Annotated in this window: 12 protein-coding genes and 1 pseudogene; 2 read left to right on the top strand and 11 right to left on the bottom strand. The window is 70.3% G+C overall.

The genetic code is table 11. The features are described from left to right. From LJE69_RS00070 to LJE69_RS00040, 6 genes and pseudogenes are all read right to left on the bottom strand, one after another. Positions 1 to 266, bottom strand: a pseudogene (locus LJE69_RS00070) (hypothetical protein); the annotation flags it as partial. Further along, positions 250 to 2466 (bottom strand): DUF1156 domain-containing protein, encoded by a 2217-nt coding sequence (locus LJE69_RS00065; RefSeq protein WP_296919864.1) that lies wholly within the window; start codon positions 2464 to 2466, stop codon positions 250 to 252. The gene LJE69_RS00065 and the pseudogene LJE69_RS00070, both read right to left, overlap by 17 nt. Positions 2467 to 2855: 389 nt before the next feature. Then, complete coding sequence (gene hypE / locus LJE69_RS00055) at positions 2856 to 3914, bottom strand: hydrogenase expression/formation protein HypE (protein ID WP_296919862.1); 1059 nt, start codon at positions 3912 to 3914, stop codon at positions 2856 to 2858. Continuing rightward, positions 3914 to 5065: a hydrogenase formation protein HypD gene (gene hypD, locus LJE69_RS00050; RefSeq protein WP_296919860.1), complete on the bottom strand. Its 1152-nt coding sequence runs from the start codon at positions 5063 to 5065 to the stop codon at positions 3914 to 3916. The genes hypE and hypD overlap by 1 nt, the downstream gene beginning before the upstream one ends. A 14-nt stretch (positions 5066 to 5079) precedes the next feature. Further along, complete coding sequence (locus LJE69_RS00045) at positions 5080 to 5349, bottom strand: HypC/HybG/HupF family hydrogenase formation chaperone (protein WP_296919859.1); 270 nt, start codon at positions 5347 to 5349, stop codon at positions 5080 to 5082. A gap of 52 nt (positions 5350 to 5401) precedes the next feature. Next, complete coding sequence (locus LJE69_RS00040) at positions 5402 to 6703, bottom strand: hypothetical protein (protein WP_296919858.1); 1302 nt, start codon at positions 6701 to 6703, stop codon at positions 5402 to 5404. A gap of 337 nt (positions 6704 to 7040) precedes the next feature. On the opposite strand from LJE69_RS00040, the gene LJE69_RS00035 reads away from it, so the two are divergent. Continuing rightward, on the top strand, positions 7041 to 7628 hold the full coding sequence (locus LJE69_RS00035; RefSeq protein ID WP_296919856.1) for a methyltransferase: 588 nt from the start codon (positions 7041 to 7043) through the stop codon (positions 7626 to 7628). A 493-nt stretch (positions 7629 to 8121) separates the two neighbouring features. Here the strand turns inward: LJE69_RS00035 and LJE69_RS00030 are convergent, their stop codons facing one another. The 3 genes from LJE69_RS00030 to LJE69_RS00020 are packed head-to-tail and all read right to left on the bottom strand — an operon-like array spanning position 8122 to position 10059. Continuing rightward, a complete protein-coding gene (locus tag LJE69_RS00030; protein ID WP_296919854.1) occupies positions 8122 to 8469 on the bottom strand; it encodes a Rieske (2Fe-2S) protein in 348 nt (115 codons plus the stop codon). After that, on the bottom strand, positions 8466 to 9434 hold the full coding sequence (locus LJE69_RS00025; RefSeq protein ID WP_296919852.1) for a PfkB family carbohydrate kinase: 969 nt from the start codon (positions 9432 to 9434) through the stop codon (positions 8466 to 8468). Before LJE69_RS00025 ends, LJE69_RS00030 begins: the two co-directional genes overlap by 4 nt. Continuing rightward, positions 9424 to 10059: a hypothetical protein gene (locus LJE69_RS00020; protein ID WP_296919850.1), complete on the bottom strand. Its 636-nt coding sequence runs from the start codon at positions 10057 to 10059 to the stop codon at positions 9424 to 9426. The genes LJE69_RS00025 and LJE69_RS00020 overlap by 11 nt, the downstream gene beginning before the upstream one ends. A 129-nt stretch (positions 10060 to 10188) precedes the next feature. On the opposite strand from LJE69_RS00020, the gene LJE69_RS00015 reads away from it, so the two are divergent. After that, on the top strand, positions 10189 to 11745 hold the full coding sequence (locus tag LJE69_RS00015) for a gamma-glutamyltransferase (protein WP_296919848.1): 1557 nt from the start codon (positions 10189 to 10191) through the stop codon (positions 11743 to 11745). A gap of 36 nt (positions 11746 to 11781) precedes the next feature. Here LJE69_RS00015 and LJE69_RS00010 read toward each other — a convergent pair whose 3' ends face one another. Beyond that, positions 11782 to 14316 (bottom strand): response regulator, encoded by a 2535-nt coding sequence (locus LJE69_RS00010; protein WP_296919846.1) that lies wholly within the window; start codon positions 14314 to 14316, stop codon positions 11782 to 11784. 208 nt (positions 14317 to 14524) lie between these two features. Next, entirely contained in the window at positions 14525 to 15253 is a 729-nt protein-coding gene (locus LJE69_RS00005; RefSeq protein ID WP_296919844.1) for a TIGR02206 family membrane protein, read from the bottom strand. Positions 15254 to 15770: the final 517 nt, after the last annotated feature.

The raw sequence follows: 15770 nt of genomic DNA, 5'->3' as shown, positions 1-15770 counted from the left end.
GTGAAGCCGAGGATGCACCGCAGCACGATCAGCGCGATGGGCTTCTCGTAAACCGCGGGCAGGACGGCCTCGGGCCGTAACCGCTGGAAGTTTCCGGTAGCCCGCTTCAGTGCCTCGTAGCCGTCATCGAATACGGGAAACTCAACGAAGCCCGGCCCTTTGGGCATCACCAGGAATTCCGACGTCAAGCACGCAAAGACCTGATCCACGTAGAAGTCCAAGTTGGACTGAATCTCGTCGAAGCTTGCTTCAAAAGGATACGACATCGTCGGCCTCCAACTCTGCGTGGCTCGCAAGCGGGTACGGCAAGGGCGCCGGCTCGGCAATGGCTTGGGACTTCAGGCTCGCGACAATCTCATCCAATGGCCCCCAGCGCGAGATCGCCTCGGCCACTCTCGCGAGCTTGTCGGTCATGGTCAGCTCGCGCTCCCACCCGTGGCGCAGATGCCAGATCGCCATGCGCGTCAAATGCCCGAAGGCGATGCAGCGGGTGTCGCCCAAGGTCGGCGTCCGGCCCGCCTCGGTGAGCTGAGCGATGTCGGCTGCGATGACGACGCGCAGCTCGGCCGGGGTCTCGAACAGCCAGCGGCGGCGGGTGCTGCCGGTGGTGCGGCAGACGAAGACGGTGTCGATGATGGATGAGCCGGTGCCGTGGATGTGGATGGAGCCGCTCATCTCAGCGGGACAGGGCAGCGACGCGGAGCAGACCAGACCGGCGTCGAGGATGGCCGCGGCGACGGCGTAGTAGGCCTCGATGCGGTTGTGGTGGTAGGTGAAGGCGAGCGGCGCGCCGGGCTTCAGGGCTGCGGCCATGCGAGCGTAGACGCTGGCCAGGCCGTCGGCGAAGCCGGCGAGGTCGCGCTGCTGGGTGACGTTGCCGGTGAGCTCTTGCGGGGAATGGGTGGATGGGCGGTCGAAGCCTTCGGCCTCGTGCCCGACGAGCCGGCGCAGCCAGACGTAGCAGAAGTCCATCAGCTCCGCGTATTGGACGTTGCCGAAATACGGCGGGTCGGTGAAGACGGCGTCGAGACTGGCCGGCGGCAATTCGGCGGTAGTCGCGCTGGCACAGCGTAGGCTAACGGACCGACACCGGCCACCATCGCGCTGCTCGCCGATCCATTCGCCGGTAATAGGCACCTGGATCTTGCGGCCGCGGTTCTGGCGAATCTCGAAGGGGGCGTCGCACCACCGCTTGGCCTTGGCGTACTTGTCGACGATGTTGATCCAGCCGCCGGAGCCGACCGCGGGCGTGGCGGCCTGCCGCGCGCGACCATGGCCGTTGCGCATGCCGAGCACGTTGGATTCGCACTGCACCAGGCCCACGGGGAAGCCGTGCACCGAGAAGATGTCCAGCGACTTGAGCGCCATGGTGTCGTAGCGGCAGAGCATGTTCTGGTAGCGCAGCAGGTCGGAAAGGTTGGTGGCCAGCGCGTGGCAGATGCGCTCGTCGGCGACGGCGGCGATCTCCCGGCAGCTCAGCTCCAGCGCCAGTAGTTGGCGTGGATTGAACAGCTCGCGGTAGTGCCGGTAGCCCCAGCGGTGCAGGCGGTCGGTCTCGTCGCCTGGCGGGATGGGCTGCGCGGGGACGAAGTCCGGGGACAGCGCATCGAAGCGCGCCGTGGCCTCGGCAACCCGCGCCAGATCGCGCTCGTCGGGCTTCTTGAAGAAGCGCCCGCGGTGCCGGGCCTTGCGGGCTGGATTGTAGTACTCGATGGCGAACAGGCGGTGCCGCGGCGGGCCGGCCTCGGGCCGCGGGTAGCGGTTGGTATGCCCGCAGCCGGGGCAGTCGATGCGGTTGCGGCGCGCGGGTCCGGTGGTGGCGAGCGCGGCGCCGCAGCCGGTGCAGGCGCCGGGGTGCTTGCGGTCGTTGACCTCGTTGAGGTCGCCGCAGCGGGGGCAGATGAGCACGTTCTTTGGATGGCGCTTGTCCTCGGCGAGCAGGTAGCCGGGGAACAGGTCCAGGCTCCGCCCGCAGGCCGCACAGTCCAGCGTCTTGACCCAGAGGAAGTACTTCACCGGGACATCCTCGTCACCATAGAGCGGACAGTCCGTGCGGTAGAGGCTGCCGACGCTCGCCGCCAGCGCGTCCATCAGCACCTGCGCGGCGGGTGCATAGGCATCCAGGTCGAGGTGCTCGATCTCCTCGCGGACGATCCACGCGGACATCGGGTTGATGTCGAAGCCCTGCACGTCGCAGCCGATGCGGTTCGCCTCGATCAGCGGCGTGCCGCCGCCCATGAAGGGGTCCGCGACCTGTACGCCCGGGAAGTCCTGCGGGCGGTAGAAGGCGTCAGCCAGCCGCTCCCGGCCCAGCTCGGCGAGCAAGAGCGCTCGGAACAAGGTGCCGGGCCGCCGCGCAAACCACTTGTGCACGGCGATGATGGGCCGGTAGTTCTGCTGGATCTGCTTTTCCTTAAGCGCCAGGGCGGCGACGAAGGGGACGTCGAAGGCGTGCTCGATGGGCATGGGCCGGAGCGAGAGTCCTGTCCCGGGTGACGGGGGATGAGAGCGCCGGTGGGCGAGTGCCGAAGTCTACGGCATCTGTTCATGCCGGGGATGAAACGGCGCGATCGTGGCTTCAGAGCGGTGCCGCTCCGTCGATGGCTCCAGCCAGTGGCGGCAGCCTGCGCAAACGCTCACGCAGAGAAGCCTTCTTCCACAGGTCTTCCGCCAGTGTTTCCGGGCGGTGGAAGCCGAAAACCTCGCGGGAGCGCGGCGCGGGGTCGCGACCGTTGGTGAAGCGGGTGATGCCCCCGGTGCTTTCGTAGACGAAGGGGAGCGAAGCCTTATTGTCGACCCGAATGATAAGCCTAACCGGGTGAGCGTCGATACGTCAGGCCGGCCGCCGCCGCGGCTCAACAAATCCGCGGCAACTGCTCCCCCGCCAGCCAATCGACGATGCGGTTGCCGCCAAAGGCGGTCTCCATCTGCACGAAGTGGTGGGGGTCCTCGAAGACCTCGCCGATGACGGCGGCGTTCTGGCCCTTCGGATGCGCGCGCATGGCGGCGAGCAGGCGCTCGGCGTGCGCGGCGGGGCAGATGGCGATGAGCTTGCCCTCGTTGGCGACGTTGAGCGGGTCTAGACCTAAGAGCTCGCAGGCGGCGGCGACCTCCGCGCGGACGGGGATCGCCGGCTCCGTGATCTGCATGCCGACGCCGGACTGCTGGGCCAGCTCGTTCAGCGTGCTGGCGAGGCCGCCGCGGGTGGGGTCGCGCAGGCAGTGGATGTCCGGCACGGCGGCGATCATGGCGGCGACGAGGTCGTGCAGCGCGGCGGTATCGGAGCGGATCTCGGTCTCGAAGCCCAGATTTTCGCGCTTGGACATGATGGCGACGCCGTGGTCGCCGATGGTCCCGGAGACCAGGATGGCGTCGCCGGGCCGGGCGCGGTCACCGGAGATGTCGATGCCGTCCGCGACGACGCCGACGCCGGTTGTGGTGATGAAGCAGCCGTCGCCCTTGCCGCGCTCGACGACCTTGGTGTCGCCCGTCACCACCGGCACGCCACACTCGTTGCAGGCCCGCGCCATGCTCGCGACGATGCGCGCGAGGTCGGCGAGCGGCAGCCCCTCCTCCAGGATGAAGCCGGCGGTGAGGTAGAGCGGCCGGGCGCCGCACATGGCGACGTCGTTGATGGTGCCATGCACCGCAAGGCAGCCGATGTCGCCGCCCGGGAAGAACAGCGGCGAGATGACGTGGCCGTCGGTGCTGACGGCGATCCGCCCGGCGGGCGGGCGGAACAGCGCCTGGTCGTTGCCCTGGGCGAGCAGGTCATTGTCCAGGTGGCGGCGAAACAGCTCGTCGATGAGCTGCGCCATGGCGCGCCCGCCGCTGCCGTGGCTCATGTCCACGGCGCCGTGCTGGAGATCCAGCCGCCCGGCATAGCGCGGCCGGGAGGCGTCCGACGCACCCATCACGCCGCCCCCCTCAGCACGGGGTCAGCGCCCTGTTTCGTTGGGCGGAAGCGGCCGTAGCTCCAGTAGGCGGCGCAGGCGCCCTCGGAGGACACCATGCAGGCGCCCATGGGGTTCTCCGGCGTGCAGACGGTGCCGAAGAGCTTGCAGTCGGTGGGCTCCATGACGCCGCGCAGCACGCTCGGGCATTCGCAGCCGCGGATCTCCTTGGCCTGCCCGGGCGCCACCGGGAAGCGCCGCTCGGCGTCGAAGTCGGCGTAGGCGTCCGCGATGCGCAGCGCGCTGTGTGGCAGGCGGCCGAGCCCGCGCCACTCGAAGCTGTCGCGCGGCGCGAACACCTCCGCCATCAGCCCCTGCGCCTTGACGTTGCCGTCGCGGGTGACGGCGCGGGTGTACTGGTTCTCGACCGTGCAGCGGCCCTGGTTGATCTGGCGCACCAGCATCAGGGCGCTCTGCATTACGTCCAGCGGCTCGAAGCCGGCGATGACCACGGGCTTGCCGAATTGTGCCGGGACGAATTCATAGGGCCGGCTGCCGATGATGGTGCTGACGTGCGAGGGCCCCAGGATGCCGTCGAGCTGCACGCCATCGGGTCCGGCGGTCGCGAGGATGGTCTTCAGCGCCGGCGGCGTCAGCACGTGGTTGCAGAACACCGAGAAGTTGCCGAGCCCCTCGGCGCGAGCGACCTTCAGCACCACGGCCGTCGGCGGCGTCGTGGTCTCGAAGCCGATGGCGAACAGCACGACCTGCCGGTCCGCATCGGCGCGGGCGATGGCGAGCGCGTCCTGGGTGGAGTAGATCATGCGGATGTCGGCACCGCCCGCCTTGGCCTTGAGCAGGCTCCGGCGCTCGCTGGCCGGCACCCGCATCAGATCGCCGTAAGTGCACAAGGTCACGCCGTGCTCCACGGCCATGGCGATGGCCTGGTCGATGCGGGCCATGGGCAGCACGCAGACCGGGCAGCCGGGACCATGCACGAAGCGCAGGTTGGCCGGCATCAGGTCCTGCACGCCGTAGCGATAGATGGCGTGGGTGTGACCGCCGCAGAACTCCATCAACCGGTACTCGCGTGCCGGATCGGCCTCGGCGGCGATGGCGCCGGCAAGCCCGCGGGCCAGCGCGCCGTCGCGGAACTCGTCGATGTACTTCATGGCTGATGCCTGGCTCATGGCTGCAAGCCGCCGCCGGCGGCGTCGGTGGCGAATTCCGCCGGGTCCAGCTCGCCCGCGGCGCGGATCAGCGCCAGGGTGCGCTCGGCCTCGTCGGGACTCACCTTGTTCAGCGCATAGCCCACGTGCACCAGCACGTAGTCGCCGACGGCGGCATCATCCACCAGCGCCATGGAAATGGACTTGCGGACGCCCCCCAGGGAGACGACGGCTTCGTCGCTGCCCCGTTCGAGCTCGAGGATTCGGGCGGGTATGGCGAGGCACATGGTGATTCTCCGGACAAATAGTTGTGTCGTGCGCTGGGCGTCCCGCGGCAGATCAGGATACCGACAAGCGATAATCCACGCAGGGATCGACTGCCGTGATGAGCATGCGCGCGCGGGCCCCAATCCGGTCGGGGCGCCCGGCATCCGCCGGCCCCGCGGCGGCGATGTCCGCAAGGCCCTTGGCGACGACGCCCTCGGGGTGAAAGTTCCACTCCGTCGGCGCCAGCATGCGATATCCCAGCACCCGCGTCGTCTCCGGTGCAGCGCCGCGCAGCAATTCCAAGCGATGCACCAGCAGCCCGCGCGCCGCCGGCGCGGCGCCGATGCCGGCGACCATGGCCGTGCCTGAAACCGGCGCCAGCGCCGCGACAGCCGGCGCGCCTACCGGGGCGTCCAGCGGGGCGTCCAGCGGCGCCGCCGCCAGCGCCGCGGAGTCTCGCGCCAGTTCCACCAACAGCGCCGCGAGCCGCGGCAGCAGCCCGTTGCCGTGCACCGCGGCGAGACCGGCAACGAGGCCACCGCGGTGCAGCTCGCGGGCGAAGGGCGTCGTCTCCATGGGCTGGCCGTCCAGCAGCGGCGCCGCGACGAAGGCGTCCGCGGCCAGCGCGGCGGCCAAGCCCTCCAGCAAGCCTGGGGCGAGCGCGCCACCGCTCCCCGCCGGCAGGGTACCGACGTCGCATCGGCCGAGATCGGCGAGCCCCTGCTCCGCCACCATGCGCACCAGCGCCGCGGCAGCCGTGTCGGCCCGCGTCGCCCACGCGTCCAGATCCGCCGCGGTCGTGACCCCGGCGAGCCAGTCGGCCGGCACCGTGCCGAACACCTGCTCCACCGCCGTCAACGCGAGGATGGCAGAGGCATTCTCGAGCACATCGGTGGGCGGCTGGTTGACCGGCGCACCGGGCAGGAACGGATCGGCACCGGCGGTCAGCGCCGCGCGCAGTTGAAGAAACGCGCGCATCGCCGCCGCCATGGCCGCCTCGCGCTCCCGGGCGCTCGTGGTCATGTGCACGACGGCCGGCATGGCATCCAGCCGGATCAGCGCCTTGGGCCAGTCCAGCAGCAGCCGCCAGAGGTGCTCCTTGATGGTCTCTGCGCGCAGCAGCAGCCCGCGGGCGTGCACCACCGACGGCGCCGGCGACCAGCCGAGTGCCGCCTCGCAGGCCACCGCGCAGGCCATGGCCTGAGCCGTGCCGCAGACGCTGAACAGGAGCGGAAGCTGGCTGCTGACGGCGGCGAGCGGCTTGCCGGCGAAGATCCGCGCCGCCGTGAGCGGCCGGCTGGAACGGATGACAGCGCCGGGCGCTGCGCCCGTGCTATGCAGTTCGATGTCGAGTTGGCCGGCGAGGTCGGACACGGGTGGTGAGCTTGCGGTAATGGCTGGGGCAGGGAACGCTAAGGTCTGGGTGTCTCAAGGGCGCCAAATGCTTACAGATGCGTCAATTCTTGCGTTGTGGTGGCCCTGGTCGTGGTCGTGGTCGTGGTCGTAGCCTCGCCAATACTTGATCACGACAACGACAACGACAACAACAACGAACAGAACAATAACAACGAACAGAATCGTCGACCACGACGCTCGCCCTCGGCTCTGCCGGGTTAAGACTTCCGTCGGGTGAGCCCGTGAGTGTAGATGACGAACCGCCCGGACATGGCCCTGTAAACTGCGGGCTTTCGTCAACGGATTCTCACCCGAGATGCTCACCGAACGCGACCTCGCCGCCCTGCGCGCCCCCCTCAGCTTCGAGGCCGAGCTGGCCGGCCGGCATTTGCGCTTCGAGTCCACCTGGGGCCTGTTCTCGCCGCGGGAGATCGACGCCGGCACGGCGCTGCTGCTGCGCCACGTGGAGGTCGAACAAAACGCCGATTGCCTGGACCTCGGCTGCGGCTATGGCGCCATCGGCTGCACGCTCGCGGCGCTGGCACCGGGCGGGCGCACCCTGATGGTGGACAAGGACTTCGTTGCCGTGGACTTCGCCCGGCGCAATGCGGCGCTGAACGGCCTCGCCAACGCCACGGCCCAGCTCAGCAACGGCTTCGATCAGATCGACCCGGCGCTGCGGTTCGACCTCATCGCGAGCAACATCCCGGCCAAGGTGGGCAAGGAGCTGCTGACCCTGCTGCTGCACGATGCCCATGCCCGGCTCAGGCCCGGCGGGCGGCTCTACGTGGTGACAGTGAACGGGCTGCGGGAGTTCATGAAGCGCCACCTGCGAGACGTCTTCGGCAACTACGACAAGCTCAAGCAGGGGCCGCATTACACGGTGGCGCTGGCGCTGCGGTGACGCATGGCGGGCCGCTCGGAGCCGGTGAGGACCTCATGGAAGGTCGGGCTGGAGGACTGCGGCCCAACGCACGGCGCTCGAAGTGACCATCGGCCTGTCAGACCTCCCAGGTCAGCCCGACCTCCCATGAGGACTGCTCCCAGAGGGTCTGCTCCCAGAGGGTCTGCTCTGGCAGCGCCGGCATCGTAGGTGCGCCACTGCCTTTTGTGGCGCGATGACGGCCGCGTGGCTGCCTGCCGCTCAGCAGTTACTCGGGGCGCGGTGCACTGCCTTGCCGCCGGTCGCGGCACCAAGCGTGCCGCTCCCACAAGGATCGTAGGCAGGTTAGCGATAGCGTAACCAGACAATCAACGGCTTACCGGCGCTCAACGTCGGGTTACGCTGCGCTAACCCGACCTCCCATACTTTCACAGCCTTCAAGTGTGCCGCTCCAACAAGTGCTGCTGCAGCAGCCGCATTAAACGCAGCCGCAAGAGATTCTCTCCGCGTCATCTCAGTCGATCTCCGGCAGCTCATCGAGTCGGATCAGCACGCGTCCACCCTCCACCAGGATGGGCACGGGGGTCAGGAAGCGCCCGACGCAGGGCCCGTGGATGCACTCGCCGGTATCCGGCAGGAACAGCGCACCGTGCATGCTGCACTGCACCAAGCGGCCCTCGGCGTCCAGGTGGGTGTTCGGCGACCAGGCCAGCGGCACGCCGGTGTGCGGACAGCGGTCCACATAGGCATGCAGCGCGTCGCCACGGCGGACCACGAAGCCCTCGACGTCCTCCACCTCGAAGCCGCGCGAGCCGGGGTCCGGCAGGTCGGCCAGGGCACAGATCTCGTAGGTGTCGCTCACGGGTTTGCTCCTCGCCACAGGGCGGCGGCGCGGGCACTGTCCACCAGCCCGTCCAGCCCGTCGCGGCCGCATTTGTGGCCGGCGAGCCGGTTCGCGCGCTCCAGCAGCGCGCCGAGCCCGGCGCCAGTGCAAGCCGCCGCGAGCCCGGTCTCCAGCAAGCCATCGATGACGGCGGCGTTGAAGACATCCCCGGCGGCGATGCTGTCGCGCAGCGCGTCCGGCGGATGGGCCGGTGCGAAAACGGGCGCGGCTGCGCCCGCGGCGAGCCCATAGGCACCGTCCGCCCCCCAGGGCAGCAGGCAGAGCCGGGCATCGGTGTCGGCGGCCAACCGCTCGAGGCACACGCGCGGGTCGGCCGTGGCGTCCCCGAGCACCGCCTGCACGTAGGCGCGGGCAAAGATCAGCACGTCGGCACCGCGGAACAGCGCCTCGATGCCGCCGGGGCGAGGCTTCTCGATCTCGACCGACACGGGCACATCCGGGCGCTCCCGCCGCACGCGGGCGATCATGCGTGCGGTCTCGGCAGGATTGCGGCCTTCGAAGTGCACCCACGCGCAGTCCGCGAGCGGCACGGCGTCGAAGTCCGTGGCGGTCAGTTCCGGCAGGTCGCGGTGATGAACGATGGTGCGGCTGCCGGTGGCGCGGCTCAGCGTGATGTAAGAGGTTGGCGTCGCGCCGCCGGGCACACGGGCCGCATGACGGCGGTCGATGCCGCGCCGGTCCAGGTCGACGGCGATGAAGTCCGCCCCCTGATCGCCCGCCAGCACACCCACCCAGGCGCAGCGCCGGCCGAGCTGGGCGAGCACGTCCAGGGTGTTGGCGCAGTTGCCGCCGCGCGCGATGCGCTGGCCGAGGGCGCGCACCTCGGCGTCTTCGGCCGGATACGCGGCCACCAGGTTGACGATGTCCAGCGCCGCGATGCCGACGCCGAGCACCGGGCCGGTGGACGCGCGCTCAGCCGGCATGGCCAGGCAGGACTGGATCGGCCAGGGCTGGGCGGTCTTGGGCGACGCTAGCCGACGCCAGTCCGCCGGCGCCATCGGGGGCGGCCGGCCAATGCCCGGTCCACCACAAGCTCACGGCCACGGCGCAGGCCAGGAGCGCGCCCACGAACAGCCCGATCGCGAAGGTTACCGCGTCCATCCGCTCCTGGCTCGGCGGCCGCGGCGGCGGGCGCTGCTGGAGCCGCGACGGCGGCGGTGGCGCCGGCGGCGGCGTGGCGGCACGCCGACTGGCAATCTCCGCCTGCCTGCGCGCCTCGACCAGCTCCTGCTCGCGCTGGCCCAGCTGCCGGCGCACAGCATCCATCTGCCGGTAACTGTCTTCCAATTGGTCCTCCAGGCTGCGCACCTGCTGGGTCAGCTCCTTCACCACCCGGTCGCGCTCGCGCAGCGCGCCCCGCAACGCATCGATCTCCTGCTGGGCGGCGATGTTCTGGGTGACGGTGCGCGGATCGCGGCGCTCCGGCAGGGCGCTCTGGGCCAGCTTGAGCCGCCGATCGAAGCGCTCGCGCTCGGCCTCGGCCTCGGCGCGGACACTCGCGAGCTCCGCCTCCAGGGCGGTGATGCGCGCCGCAGCATCTTGTTCCATGAGTCTATCGCCTCCACCGCTGACACCAGCGCGGCAACACCGCGCCGGCGCCGGTTAACATTGGGCTCGTTGACCAAACACTATATCGACATCCCCTCGTACACGGCCACGCCCGAGCGCAGACCCATCATGCCCCGCGCCATCATCGCCGCCGGTCATCCGGACACCGCCGCAGCCGCGGCAACCGTCATCGCGGACGGCGGCAACGCCTTCGACGGCGCCGTCGCCGCACTCGCGATGGCCTGCGTGGCAGAGCCGGTGCTCGCATCGCTGGGCGGCGGCGGCTTCCTGCACGCGCGCCCCGCGGGCGAGGCGCCCGTCGTCTACGACTTCTTCACCCAAACCCCGAAGCGCAAGGCACCCGACGCCACGCTGGACTTCCGCTCGGTGCGCGTGGACTTCGGCGACGCCACCCAGGAGTTCCACATCGGCCGCGGCTCCATGGCCACGCCGGGCGCAGTGGCCGGCCTGTGCGCGGTGCAGGACGAGCTGTGCCGGCTGCCGCTCGGCAAGCTCCTGGCGCCGGCGCGCCGGCTCGCCGAGCAGGGTGTCGAGATCAATGCCTTCCAGCACGGCATCGCGCGCATCGTCGAGCCCATCCTGCGCGCGGACGCGGCCGTGCTCGCGCTGCACGCCTCGCCCGCGGACCCGAGCCGGCTCGCCGCTGTCGGCGAGCGCGTGCCCTGGCCCGACTTCGCCGCGGCGCTGGCGCAGATCGCGCAGGCGGGGCCGGCGCTGCTCCACGATGGCCCCTGGGCCGAGCGGCTCGCGGCGGACTGCCGCGCCGGCGGGCATCTCACCACCACCGACCTGGCGGACTATCGGGTGGAGCGGCGGGCGCCGCTCGGCCTCGACTACCGCGACGCCCGGCTGCACCTGAACCCGCCGCCATCCGTGGGCGGGGCACTGCTGGCGCTGACCCTGGAACTGCTCGCGGAGGCGTCTTTGCGCGGCATCGCCTTCGGCACGCCGCCGCACCGGCTGCTGCTGGCCGAGGCCATGGCCGCCACCGGCGAGCTTCGCGCGCTGCTGGCGCCCGGGCGAGCGCCGGACGACGCGCTGCGTGCTACGCACCGGGGCCGCTTCGCCACAAGGCTCAGAGCGCTGGGACTGGGCGCGGGCGGGCCGTTGTTCCGCCGCGGCACCACGCAGATCAGCATCGCGGACGCCGACGGCAACCTGGCCAGCCTGACCCTGTCCAATGGCGAGGGCGCCGACTATGTGCTGCCCGGCACCGGCATCGTCATCAACAACATGCTGGGCGAGGCAGACCTCGCCGGCGGGGGCTTCCACCGCTGGCCGGAAGATACGCGGCTCGGCTCCATGATGTGCCCGACGCTGGTGGCGCATGCCGATGGCGGTTGGACCATCACCGGCTCGAGCGGCTCCAACCGCATCCGCAGCGCTATCCTGCAGGTGCTCGTGAACCGCATCGACCTCGGCCTGCCCCTGGACGAGGCCGTCGCCGCACCCCGCATCCACCTCGAGGACGGCGTGCTGAGCCTGGAACCGCCCGTGGCCGAGGAGACCCTGGCCGCGCTCGCGGCGCGCTGGCGCTCGCCCCACGTGTGGCGGGCGCAAAACGTCTTCTTCGGCGGCGCCCACAGCGTCGGCATCGATGCCGCCGGACACCTGCACGGCGCCGGCGACGGGCGCCGCGGCGGGGTGGTCAGGGCCGTGCCCTGAGAGACTGCCGGCGGGACAGCCGGCGCCGGGTGGCTGTCAGTTGCCGTGACAGGCGCGGATCGCGTCGATGAGCTCCGCGCCGGGGCCGCCCTTGGTCAGGTAAGCAACCGCTCCAGCGTCGCGCATGGCCGCGGCCACGGCGCTGTCGACGTGCATGGACAGGCCGATGACGCACAGGGAGGGGTCCCGGGCGAGCATGCGGCGCGTCGCCTCGACACCGTCGATGCCGGCGCCGAGGTTCACGTCCATGATGACCACGTCCGGCCGCAGCTCGGCCGCCAGCGCGACGGCGTGCTTGCCGTCGGCGGCCTCGCCGATCACCTCGATGTCGGCCTCCTCCTGGAGCAGCACGGCGAGACCCTGGCGCATGATCTGGTGGTCGTCCACCAGGAGCACGCGGTGGACACTGGGCGCGGAGCGCGGCTGAGGCGCGCCCGCCTGCACCACGTCGGCGCCGATCGGGGCCTGACGGCGCAACGCCTCTTCGCCCCGCGGCGGTACGTGGAGCGTCACCTGCACACCCTCCCCCGGCGCGCTGTGGATGAGCATGCGCCCGCCGAGGTGCGCCAGGCGCTCCTGGATGCTGAACAGCCCGAAGCCCGTCGCATTCGCCCGACGGCGCGAGAGCAGGCGCGCGTCGAAGCCGACGCCGTCGTCGCTGACGCTGAGCTCCAGACCACCGTCGCGGGGACGCACCAACACGACGTCGGCCGAGCTGACGCCGGCGTGCTTGACGGCGTTCAGCAACAGCTCCCGGGCGGACTCGAACAACAGGTAGCGCAGCTCTTCGGCGTCTGGCTCGGCGCGGGTCTCGGCATGCAGTTGAACGGTGAATCCGTGCTGCTCCTGCATGCGCTCGGCCAGCCAGTCCAGCGCCGCAATGAGGCCGGCCTCCCTGAGCACCGGCGGACTCAGCTCGACCGTCAGCGAGCGCGACACCTCGAGCGCCTCCGCCAGCACCTCCTGCACGGCACGCCCGGCCACGCGCTGGCGCTCCGAGGTGGCATCACGCACCACCGCCGCCGACTGCATCTGCGCCGCGACGATGAGCTGCTGGATGTGATCGTGCAGGATCTTCGCGAGCCGCTGGCGCTCGCGCTGCTCCACCCGGCTCAGCTGGCTCGCCAGTGCGCGCAATTGGTCTGCCTGACGGCTCACCTCCGCGACGCGCGCCTCCAGCGCCTGGTTGAGCTGCGCGAGCGCCGCCTCGGCGGCCTTGTGCTCGCTGATGTCGTCGCAGACGACGACGGCCGCCACCACCTTGCCGCGCGCATCACACACCGGCACGGCACTGACCAGGGCCGGAAACGCGGCGCCACCGGCACGCTGGATGAACATCTCTTCGCGATGGACTACCTCGCCGGAGCCCAGACATCGGCTCACCGGCCAATCCTCCAAGGCGTAGGGACTACCGTCGGGGTGTCGGGCATGCAGCTCGCCAGCGTATGCCTCCAGATGGAAGCCGCCCTGCTCGATGCCATAGAGCGCCAACGTGCGCCGGTTCTGGTAGATCACGCGCCGCGTCTCGGCGTCGATCAACGCCACCGCGAGCGGCGTCGCCTCCAGCACCGCCTCGAGCCGCTTGCGGTCCACCTCCGCCTGCTGCTTGGCGGCTTCCACGGCGGCCTCCGCCTTGCGCAGAGCCAGGGCTTCTGCAATGGCCGGAGCCAGGGCCTCCAGATTGTCCTGTTCCACCGAGCCGTAGCCGCCGGCGTGATCGGCGACGGCGATCATGCCGATGACCTGGTCCCTGTGCTTGAGGGGAACGCCCATCAAATTGGTCTGCGCCATCTCGTGCGGCACCCCGCCGCCGGGGTCGGGGCGCGGCACCCGAACGCCCTCGGCGAGCAACGTCAGGCCCTGGTCCAGCACCTGATCGCTCAGACCGTCCGCCAGACTCGGGTCGGCCAGCGTGGCCGCGTCCAGCGCGACATGCCCCTGGGTGCCCGACGCGGTCTCGGCCGCAACCTCGCGCAGCACGCCGTCCGCCCCGAGCTCACAAAGCCAGGACAGATGGCTGTTGGTCAGCGCCTCGGCCTCGGCCCGGCAGGCGGCGGCAAAGGCCGCGTCACCTACGCCCGTGACCAGGGTCTCGAAGATCCGGTTGACGCCGGCAAGCAGCCTGCGATGGCTCACGCGCTCGGCGGCGGCACGCTCCAGGGCGGTCATGTCCCGAGCGATGAACGCCACGGACTCGACCGAGCCGTCTTCCGCCAGTTCCGGCACGGCACGCTTGCTAAACTGCGTGAGACCCTGCGGCAATTCGACCGCGTAGCGGATTTCGCTGGGGCGCGCCGTCGCGAAGACCTCCTGGTATTGCCCTCGCCACAGCCGGCACAGCGCCGGCGGATAGCCGAGTTCCTCGTCGGTTTGGCCCAGGTGTGCGGCGACCGGCTTGGCGGTGAGGTCCGCGACGGCGCGGTTGATGAAGACGTAGCGTAGTTGCCGGTCCACGCGCCCGATGATGTCGGGAATGTGGTCCGCGAGGGTACGGAGCTCAGGCTCCAGGGGCTGCCCGCCCTGCTCCGGCGGCGGCGCGACCGCTGTCGGGCCGTCGTGATCGTGGTTCATGCAATCTCCCGCGGCAAGAGGCGCGCCCGCAGATGCTCGGCGCACCGGAATCCGCTGCCTAGGCCTGCACGCCGGTGCCAGCACAACCCGGCGCCGCGCCCGCAACACCCGCCGACCGGGCCCGCCGCGCGCGGCCAGGGGCTGGCGAATCGGCGCAGACCGGGCCGGCGGCACCAGCCAGTGCACAGATGCGGCGACCTCGTGGACATCAACCGGACTCGCCCGCGGACGCCGCCGCGATGGGTTTTCGCCGCCGCAGGTCCAGCACCAGGAAGGGCGCGTACAACACCAGGAACGATGCCAGCGCCACACCTATCAAGCCCAGCCAGTACCAGGGCCAGGGGCCGAACCAGTCCAGCAGCGACGCCCCCTCGGGCTTCGCCATCAGGTACATGAAGTTGGTACCGAGCCAGAGGTCGACAAAAAACACCACGACGGCCACCGCGAACGTGACGAGCGCCACCCGCACGATGGACATGGGCCGGGGCCGCAACCCGAGCGCGAGGGTGGCATAGAGCACGCCCACGACGACGAGGCCATGACTGGCGAAGAAGACGACATAGGCCGGATCTGGAAAGCCGAAGCGCAGATCCGGCGTCAGCAGGGCCTGCGTGGTGCCGCCAAAGGCCCAGAAATAGGCGACTTCGTAGACGCGCGAGTTGCCGCTCAGCAGCGCCCACGCGGTCACAAACACCGCCAGCGAGCACAGGTGCAGCGGCAGGAGCTCAACGGACACGCCCCAACGCAGCACCTGCATCGCGAGGTTACCCACCTCCTGCACCAGCAGCAGCAGCGCCAGCAACACCGCGACCGGCCGTACCGCGAGCGGCCACAACCGGCGGACGGCTAGGGGCAGCAGCACGGCGACGGCGACGATGAGACCCAAGGTCCAGAGATGGGCGTCGCCAAAGAGCAGGAATCGTGGACCAGCCTGCAACCGGCCCTCCCGGAGCGCTACAGCGACCGCGGGCGAAATTGCCCGCCGTTGCCTGCGCCTGCCTCGACGCCGCGTGCTCGGGCGGGCCGGAATCGCACGGCAAGGCCCCGAGCGCAGTGGTTCCTGCATCGGGGGCGGGAGTTTCCGCTAGCGACCGACATATCCCCAGTACCATTAGGCCGAACAACGAGCAATCCGTGGTGGCCAGTACAAAATCGCCCTTGAAGCATCTGTAGCCAGTCGCCGCAGGAACTTGGCCCGCCCAGACGAGTGCAGCGTTTCTCCCAACTTTGCTTTCGTTGTCGTGGTCGAGTATCCGACCACGACCACGAGCAGAGACTTCGATCAGGTTCCCCGACTCCGGCCCCCACCCGGTTTGGCGCCCTGCAAAATTGGCTGAAATGGGGTACTAGTCGGCCTTCTCCGCAGGCATATCCGGCGCTTGCAAAACTTGCGTGCCGGTCGTCTGCGCGGCCGGCGCCTGCCCCGCCGCGGCCGATTGCTGCTTCGAGTGCTG

Origin of the sequence: Thiohalocapsa sp. (genome assembly GCF_022340605.1) — a bacterium.
Classification (GTDB): domain Bacteria; phylum Pseudomonadota; class Gammaproteobacteria; order Chromatiales; family Chromatiaceae; genus Thiohalocapsa.
This window is presented reverse-complemented; position numbering and strand designations above follow the sequence as displayed.